Source organism: Lactovum odontotermitis (genome assembly GCF_054658595.1).
Window position 1 is genome coordinate 24526 of the sequence record NZ_BAAGGQ010000020.1, and the last position, 6454, is coordinate 30979.

Sequence of the window (6454 nt, forward strand, 5' to 3'; positions counted from 1 at the left end):
AAACCTCACATCTTCTTAAACACACCCTGCGCGTCCCTGTCGTAGCCAATTTCAAACAGCTGACTCTTGAACAAATCTTTTTCCGCTGCGTCCGCAAACTCAAACCAGAGCTGATACCTGAGCGGCTTCTTTGGAGTGACTGGCGCCTCTTCCGACTTGACAGGCTCCCCAACGCCCATAGACTTCTCAAGCTCACGCGTCGCAAATTCTTTCTCCTGCCGAGCAAGTTCTTCCGCCCGCTTCGCCTTCGCCTCGGCTTTCTCTTTCTCAACCGCAATATCCCGGCGCATAAGCTCAAGAATATAATTCAGCTCCTGCCCTTGCTTGAGCTGAGAAAGATAAGGTGTATCAGGCATTCCGTTATCCATGGCAAGACCTGTAATAATCGCACTGTCTGACTTGATTTGTGCCAGACGCATTTTCTCGTTGTCCACCACATAAGTCAGTGAATCCATCAAATCTTTTTTAATCCCCAGAGTATCCGTGAAATTTGCGACCTTACACCAGCCAGGAATCTTTTCCTCAAAAATGCGTGGATTAATTTCCGTCCCATCTGTCAAAATTGACAACTCAGAGCGAATCACATCCGCCTGAATCTGACGCATATTCTCCTCGACCTCTTTGATTCCTTTGTCTATGACAGAAACAGCGTCTGTTAACGGCTTCGTCGCCTTATTAACCCAGTTTTCAAACTCTGACAAGGGCTTATTAAATTCTCGCTTGATTCCAATCCGTCGGTCACTGATTGACTTGACAAGCTTATTGAGCTTTGCCCGCTCTCCTTTGTCAAGCTTGACAGTTTCAGCAGTGACCACATAGCCCTTGTATTTCCGGGCAATTTCATTAATACTTTGTTCAAACTCAGCGCGTCCTACAATGTCAATGATTGCAGGCGTGTAATTGACCTCAATATCCTGCATTTAGAAATCCTCCGCACCAAGCACAACTTGCTCAGTCTCTTCAATAATTTCTCCCGTTTCAGAATCAACGTTGATGACTTCCTCTTCAGCAATCTTCTTAGCCTGATTTTCTGCCTGCTGTTGCTTCAGCTTCTCAAGCTTTGCCTGACCAGCCGCCTGAGCCTCTTCAAACGTGCCTGCAGGTGTTACATCTTCAATCGGCACCACCGCCTCCGCTTTATTATCTGCCACAATCGCCTCCTGCATTTCCATTGAGAGCGGTGCATATTTTGAGAGCATAGACTTCATCACTGTCTTTTGCGCCATCGCATCAAAATCAGTCTTCCACGGTCCATTTGTAAAAGTCTTGCTGAAACGCTTCCCATGAGCTGTAACCTCTTCCGTTGACCAGAAAACAGCTTTCCTAAACCCGTTTGCGAGCTTCATCGTTGCAAAATAGCCCTTTACCTTACCCTCAGGCACTTTTGTGAAATCAACTTCAATCTCTTCAAACATCGGGTCATAACTAATAAACTGATTTTCATAAATCATGCCACTATTTAACCCAACAATTTGCCCGCTTCTAAGCGCAAGCTGAATCAATCCCTTGTAGCCCACCTGAAACTGTGCTTCACCTTTGTAAGGAACAATGTAGGCAAAGCCAAGACTCGGCTCAATCGGTAAATCAAGCGTTGCCGCCTTCATGGCTGCTGTCTGTATAGAAATATTACTTGCCCTCTTAAGCAGGTTGCTGTTATTAATCACTGACAGCAGACTAGAGACAAAACCGGTTGCTTTCTTGCCCAGTACCTCTTCAAAATTAGCCATGATATTAGGCGCCTTGAAATACTGAGCGGGTGTTGCTGCCGTTGCAAACAGCGTGTTTTCATTTGTCGCATTTGCCAATTTATTAATTCTCCATTTCATTTTTTCGTGAAATGTGCTAGAATATAGGTGTGATGTATATTTAAGCACATTTTGTGTGATTGCTCAGTTTGCCGACTGAGCTTTTTTGTTACCGATTTTCCGGACAATCTCCGTGAAGGCTTCAAAGCCTGCTTTTGTTTCAATGTGAAACTTGATTCCGCGCCATTCGATTGTGAATGCGTCCCAGTTACTCATGAAATATCCTCCCTTCTTAATCTTTTTGATATAATTGAGATATGATTAAAGACATATACTTTACCGATGAGGCACTTGAAATGCTTTATAATCTGACAGTCCACAACATTAATGACTATTTTTTTCTTGTGAAGTTTAAAGGAATTGAATATGCAGATGATAAACTTTCAAAGACGCTTCCTCATTTCGTTGAATTGTTGGACACGTTGAAGCTTGATTACAGAATTCATTCAGATGCACGAGAACTTTTTGATAAAATTGATAAAGTGAATGAATTTTATAGGCAGTACAACTCCTATTTGACAAACGGATTACCTTCACTGGAAATTTTGAAAGATATTAATAATCAAACTTTGCACCATTTTTCCTCGAAATTTCAAATCCCAGTTTCCCCATCAAATCCTGCTTAAGCGACCCTTTCTCCTCTTCAAATGACTTTAGTATTACCTCCCAGCCCAAGTCTTCGGTGGAAGAAACTTCGCCAAGAATTTCGTCTGCAAAATCTGAAAAACTTGCCGATTCCTTATCTACAAACTCTTTTATTTTGAGTTCAATGTCTCTGTTCATGCTTCACCTCCAACTTATTTTTTATCTGGTCAAAGTTGACCACGTGCTTACGCAGACGTTCCTCTTTAGCCTTGCGCACCATCTCGTCCCAGTGAAACTCTGCCAGCCATTCGCGGTGGTGAGCCATTGGGTCGATTGTTTTAACTGTCTGGGTCATGCCAACACCTCCCAATGTTCCGACATCCAGCGCAGCATGGCGTCGCGCGGATAGCGAGTTTTGCTGTCGATGCCACGAACTTTGGGGAAATCTGGCTTCGCAGCAATTGAATCAAATGTATTTACTGCCTGATTACCGAGCAAAAACTCTGTCGCCTCCTCCCGTCCCATTAGTGGAGGATAATAGCTATCTGGTCTCCGCTCAGATTGCTTTTTTTCTGTTTCTTTCATTGCCCCTCCTCACTTAATTCCATAAGTCTTGCAGACAATAGTGATGAACCAGTTGACAGACGGCGTATACTTACGTTTTCCGTTAAGAATGTTACTTACATCTTGCTTTGTGTACTTAAATTCAGTATTCTCCGCATTGGTGACAATTCGAAACAGGTCCATTTGAGACAATCCTTTTTCTTTCATGTAATCCAAAATCTTTAACCGTTGAGCATTGAAACTTTCTGCAATTTCCGACATCTTTTTTTCTCCTTTCAAAATTCGAGTCGCATTTCTGACACTAGTTAAGACCGTTTCATCATCAGCTCTCCGCCTAGTCGTATCTTTAAGTACGAAATAACTTAATAAGTAAGATGAAAAGTTAGACTTTTCTCTTGACAAAAAATGTCACAAGTGATACTATTTGTGTAAAGAAAAGGCATTAAATAAAACATTAGCTCCCCAGCAAATCAATTATTTATACTTTTTCTAACTTTTTATCTTACAAAAAGAATTGTATCACTTTTACAACTTTAAGTCAAGAAAAAAGTATCACTTTTGAATTTTTTGGAGAAAACTTAATGACTGTACTTGATAGACTTAAAGAACTTGCAAAGAAACGAGGAAAATCTATAAAAGAGATTGCTGTTGAGCTTGGATTTGGTGAAAGCACTGTTTACAGGTGGGATAAGATGAACCCCCGCGGTGCAGACCTTGAAAAATTCGCGGACTACTTTCATGTCACTGTAGACTATCTTCTTGGCCGCGAAGAATTTCCGTTTAAAGATGAAGATTTGACTGAAATGATTGACCGTTCTGCTAAATTCGACGGAAAGGAACTGCCTGATGCCGCGAAAGAAGGAATGAAAGACGTTTTACGCGCCTACCTTATAGGAAAGTATGGTAAGTAATTTATGGAAACTTGGAGTGAAAAAGCTGAAAGGATTAGTGCCGATGTATACTTTTACAATCCTGATGAATATGACATCCCGGAAACAATTGAGGGTTGGGCAATCTACGATGAGAAACGCAAGATTAAAGTTGCTTTTGTCAACAACGCTCGAAGTCCAAAAATGATACGGAACATCGCCCTCCACGAGCTGGAACATCTCGAAAATGAAGACTCGACTTTTTCATTTTCGATGACAACAAGCAAAATGGAAAGCAAGGCAAACCTGTTCATGGTAGAAGAACAGGCTGAAGATTATGTCGTCAATTACGGCGACATTTACGAGGATAGCTGCATTGATGTCAACGATTTTCTTGACAGCTATGAGCTGAGCCGAAACTTCTACGAAATCGCTCAAAAGATTTTATTTGAGAAATTCGGCAAAAAACTACAACTTGGTTATTAAAAATAAAAATACATTAGGAGAATTGAAAAAATGGGAATGTTTGACAAGCTTGGCGGAGCAATAGTTGCTGGCGCAAGTCTCGCACTTGCTGTCAGCGCAAACGCCGACACACAAATGTTCAGGATGTACAACCCCAACTCTGGAGAACATTTTTACACAGCAAAGGAAGCCGAGAGAAGCAAATTGATGAACGTCGGCTGGTATTACGAAGGAATCGGGTGGGTTGCTCCAGATTCCGGTGCCCCTGTTTACCGCCTTTACAATCCAAATGCGGGAGACCACCATTACACCACAAATGCCTATGAAAAAGACGAACTGGTAAAAGCGGGATGGAATGATGAGGGAATCGGCTGGTATTCAGGAGGTTCAGTTAAACTTTATCGTGATTATAATCCTAATGCCATCGCTGGCGCTCATAATTACACAACAAGCCTGTTTGAAGCACAGTCCTTAGTAAAAGCAGGTTGGAATGATGAGGGTATAGCTTGGTTTGGCGTTGCTGAAGGAACTCCAGCGGCCGAAATCGGTGCTGAAGTCCCTGTAATAACCCCTACCCCCATTGTTAGTACAGAACCGCGTGTATCTGACGGTTGGTCAATTGCAGCACCTGGCAAGGTCTATGTCCACAAAGAATCTGGTGTAGCTTATACACGTGTTAAGAATCCGGAAAATTATAACTACACATCTTGGATGAATCAGGAAAGGCCTGCTAATGGCGGAAATGGTTCCGCTCAATTTATTGAGAGTGATTTAACAGGCAGCAACTGACACAAAAAAAGTAGCATAAAAAGTTAGGCATAAGATGCACTCAATAATCCGAGCCGCTGATAAAATAAAAAATCCGTCCAACTTTGACGAGCGAGAACGGATTTAGCATAAAAACTGAGTTGTTTTTATGTACTTAATTTTAACAAAAAATAAAGAAAGGTGCAAGCATGGCAAGCTTTAGAAAATTAGCAACGGGCTGGGAATACCGTGTCAGCTATAAAGGCAACGACGGAAAATATCATCGAAAAGTCGGAAAAGGTTTCAAGACAAAAATTGAAGCCACACAAGCTGCCGCACAAATCGAGCTTGACCTTGCTCACCCAGAAATAAAAGCGAGAGAGATTTCACTTGCTGATTTTGTTGAACAATGGGCAGAGATATACAAAAAGCCGCACGTCAAAGAGCGGACCTGGCAAAAATACAAAGTCGTCTTCAACAATGTCAGAAAGTATTTCGGCGATACCCCCATTGGCAAAATCACAAATCTTTCATATCAGGAAGTTTTTAATGAACTGTCAACGCACTACACACAGGAAACTCTAAAAAATCTGCACGTCCCGATTAAATCCGCTGTAAAAGTCGCACTGAGAGACCGTGTATTAACTCACGACTTTACGGACGGCGCAATCATAAAATCTACAGTCGAAAATATGCCGATTAGTGAAAAATTTCTTGAAGAAGAGGAATATCTCCACGTTATAGAAGTCACAGAGAAGCGTTTTGAGACGCCTAGCTATTTCTTCATCTATTTGGTCGCAATGACAGGAATGCGCTTCTCAGAAGCCCTCGGTGTGACCTGGAGCGATATTAATTTTAAAGACAAAGTTTTATCTGTCAATAAGACATATGACCAGATTTACACGCATGATTTTGCTACAACTAAAAACGTCAGCTCCAATCGAGAAATACCGCTATCCGAAAATACTGTGAAAGCTCTGAAAAACTACAAAAAGAACTTCTGGGTTAAAAACAATCAGAACCGACTGATTGCGAATATTTCAAGCAATGCAGTGAATAAGACACTCAGGCACATCGTCGAAAGAAAAGTTCATGTTCACTCGCTCCGCCACACTTATGCCAGCTTCTTAATTTCAAAACAGATTGAACTCATTTCAATCTCTAAAATACTTGGCCATAAAGACTTAACTATCACTTTGGAAGTCTATGCACATCAACTTGATGCACTCAAAGAAAAAAATCATAGCGCAGTCAGAAAAGTTTTCGACTCGCTATGATTTTTCTTTTCCGGTACAAATCCGGTACAAATTTTTTGGAGACATACGATTCTCCACGATTTTATAAATTTATAAACCTTGTTATATCAATGTTTGTGAGGTCGTACAAAATCGTGAGAAGTCGTGATTATGATCCGGGCGG

The 6454-nt window shown here is 41.4% G+C and carries 11 protein-coding genes; 4 read left to right on the plus strand and 7 right to left on the minus strand.

From position 1 onward, the window contains the following. Nucleotides 1-5: 5 nt before the first annotated feature. The 7 genes from ACYQ2E_RS09815 to ACYQ2E_RS09845 form a co-directional block, all read right to left on the minus strand. Entirely contained in the window at nucleotides 6-920 is a 915-nt protein-coding gene (locus tag ACYQ2E_RS09815; RefSeq protein WP_460017892.1) for a DUF1351 domain-containing protein, read from the minus strand. Beyond that, entirely contained in the window at nucleotides 921-1805 is an 885-nt protein-coding gene (locus ACYQ2E_RS09820; protein WP_460017893.1) for a recombinase RecT, read from the minus strand. Between the two features lie 84 nt (nucleotides 1806-1889). After that, complete coding sequence (locus ACYQ2E_RS09825; protein ID WP_460017894.1) at nucleotides 1890-2021, minus strand: hypothetical protein; 132 nt, start codon at nucleotides 2019-2021, stop codon at nucleotides 1890-1892. A gap of 339 nt (nucleotides 2022-2360) precedes the next feature. Continuing rightward, nucleotides 2361-2588 (minus strand): hypothetical protein, encoded by a 228-nt coding sequence (locus ACYQ2E_RS09830; RefSeq protein ID WP_460017895.1) that lies wholly within the window; start codon nucleotides 2586-2588, stop codon nucleotides 2361-2363. After that, nucleotides 2572-2745 (minus strand): hypothetical protein, encoded by a 174-nt coding sequence (locus ACYQ2E_RS09835; protein ID WP_460017896.1) that lies wholly within the window; start codon nucleotides 2743-2745, stop codon nucleotides 2572-2574. The genes ACYQ2E_RS09830 and ACYQ2E_RS09835 overlap by 17 nt, the downstream gene beginning before the upstream one ends. Continuing rightward, nucleotides 2742-2975 (minus strand): hypothetical protein, encoded by a 234-nt coding sequence (locus tag ACYQ2E_RS09840; RefSeq protein ID WP_460017897.1) that lies wholly within the window; start codon nucleotides 2973-2975, stop codon nucleotides 2742-2744. The genes ACYQ2E_RS09835 and ACYQ2E_RS09840 overlap by 4 nt, the downstream gene beginning before the upstream one ends. Before the next feature lie 9 nt (nucleotides 2976-2984). After that, on the minus strand, nucleotides 2985-3215 hold the full coding sequence (locus ACYQ2E_RS09845; RefSeq protein WP_460017898.1) for a hypothetical protein: 231 nt from the start codon (nucleotides 3213-3215) through the stop codon (nucleotides 2985-2987). Between the two features lie 320 nt (nucleotides 3216-3535). Between ACYQ2E_RS09845 and ACYQ2E_RS09850 the strand changes: the two genes are divergently transcribed. The 4 genes from ACYQ2E_RS09850 (at nucleotide 3536) to ACYQ2E_RS09865 (ending at nucleotide 6312) form a co-directional block, all read left to right on the plus strand. After that, the gene (locus tag ACYQ2E_RS09850) at nucleotides 3536-3865 is read left to right on the plus strand and encodes a helix-turn-helix domain-containing protein (protein ID WP_460017899.1); all 330 of its coding nucleotides are present in this window, start codon (nucleotides 3536-3538) and stop codon (nucleotides 3863-3865) included. A 3-nt stretch (nucleotides 3866-3868) separates the two neighbouring features. Continuing rightward, nucleotides 3869-4309: an ImmA/IrrE family metallo-endopeptidase gene (locus tag ACYQ2E_RS09855; RefSeq protein WP_460017900.1), complete on the plus strand. Its 441-nt coding sequence runs from the start codon at nucleotides 3869-3871 to the stop codon at nucleotides 4307-4309. A 30-nt stretch (nucleotides 4310-4339) separates the two neighbouring features. After that, nucleotides 4340-5077 (plus strand): hypothetical protein, encoded by a 738-nt coding sequence (locus ACYQ2E_RS09860; RefSeq protein WP_460017901.1) that lies wholly within the window; start codon nucleotides 4340-4342, stop codon nucleotides 5075-5077. A gap of 167 nt (nucleotides 5078-5244) precedes the next feature. Then, nucleotides 5245-6312, plus strand: coding sequence for a tyrosine-type recombinase/integrase (locus ACYQ2E_RS09865; RefSeq protein ID WP_460017902.1), 1068 nt, complete (start codon nucleotides 5245-5247; stop codon nucleotides 6310-6312). Nucleotides 6313-6454 lie beyond the last annotated feature (142 nt).

Coding starts and splice junctions, on each gene's coding strand:
- ACYQ2E_RS09830 (WP_460017895.1), bottom strand. CDS start 2,588: ATGAACAGAGACATTGAACTCAAAATAAAAGAGTTTGTAGATAAGGAA.
- ACYQ2E_RS09855 (WP_460017900.1), top strand. CDS start 3,869: ATGGAAACTTGGAGTGAAAAAGCTGAAAGGATTAGTGCCGATGTATAC.
- ACYQ2E_RS09865 (WP_460017902.1), top strand. CDS start 5,245: ATGGCAAGCTTTAGAAAATTAGCAACGGGCTGGGAATACCGTGTCAGC.
- ACYQ2E_RS09840 (WP_460017897.1), bottom strand. CDS start 2,975: ATGAAAGAAACAGAAAAAAAGCAATCTGAGCGGAGACCAGATAGCTAT.
- ACYQ2E_RS09845 (WP_460017898.1), bottom strand. CDS start 3,215: ATGTCGGAAATTGCAGAAAGTTTCAATGCTCAACGGTTAAAGATTTTG.
- ACYQ2E_RS09860 (WP_460017901.1), top strand. CDS start 4,340: ATGGGAATGTTTGACAAGCTTGGCGGAGCAATAGTTGCTGGCGCAAGT.
- ACYQ2E_RS09825 (WP_460017894.1), bottom strand. CDS start 2,021: ATGAGTAACTGGGACGCATTCACAATCGAATGGCGCGGAATCAAGTTT.
- ACYQ2E_RS09850 (WP_460017899.1), top strand. CDS start 3,536: ATGACTGTACTTGATAGACTTAAAGAACTTGCAAAGAAACGAGGAAAA.
- ACYQ2E_RS09835 (WP_460017896.1), bottom strand. CDS start 2,745: ATGACCCAGACAGTTAAAACAATCGACCCAATGGCTCACCACCGCGAA.
- ACYQ2E_RS09815 (WP_460017892.1), bottom strand. CDS start 920: ATGCAGGATATTGAGGTCAATTACACGCCTGCAATCATTGACATTGTA.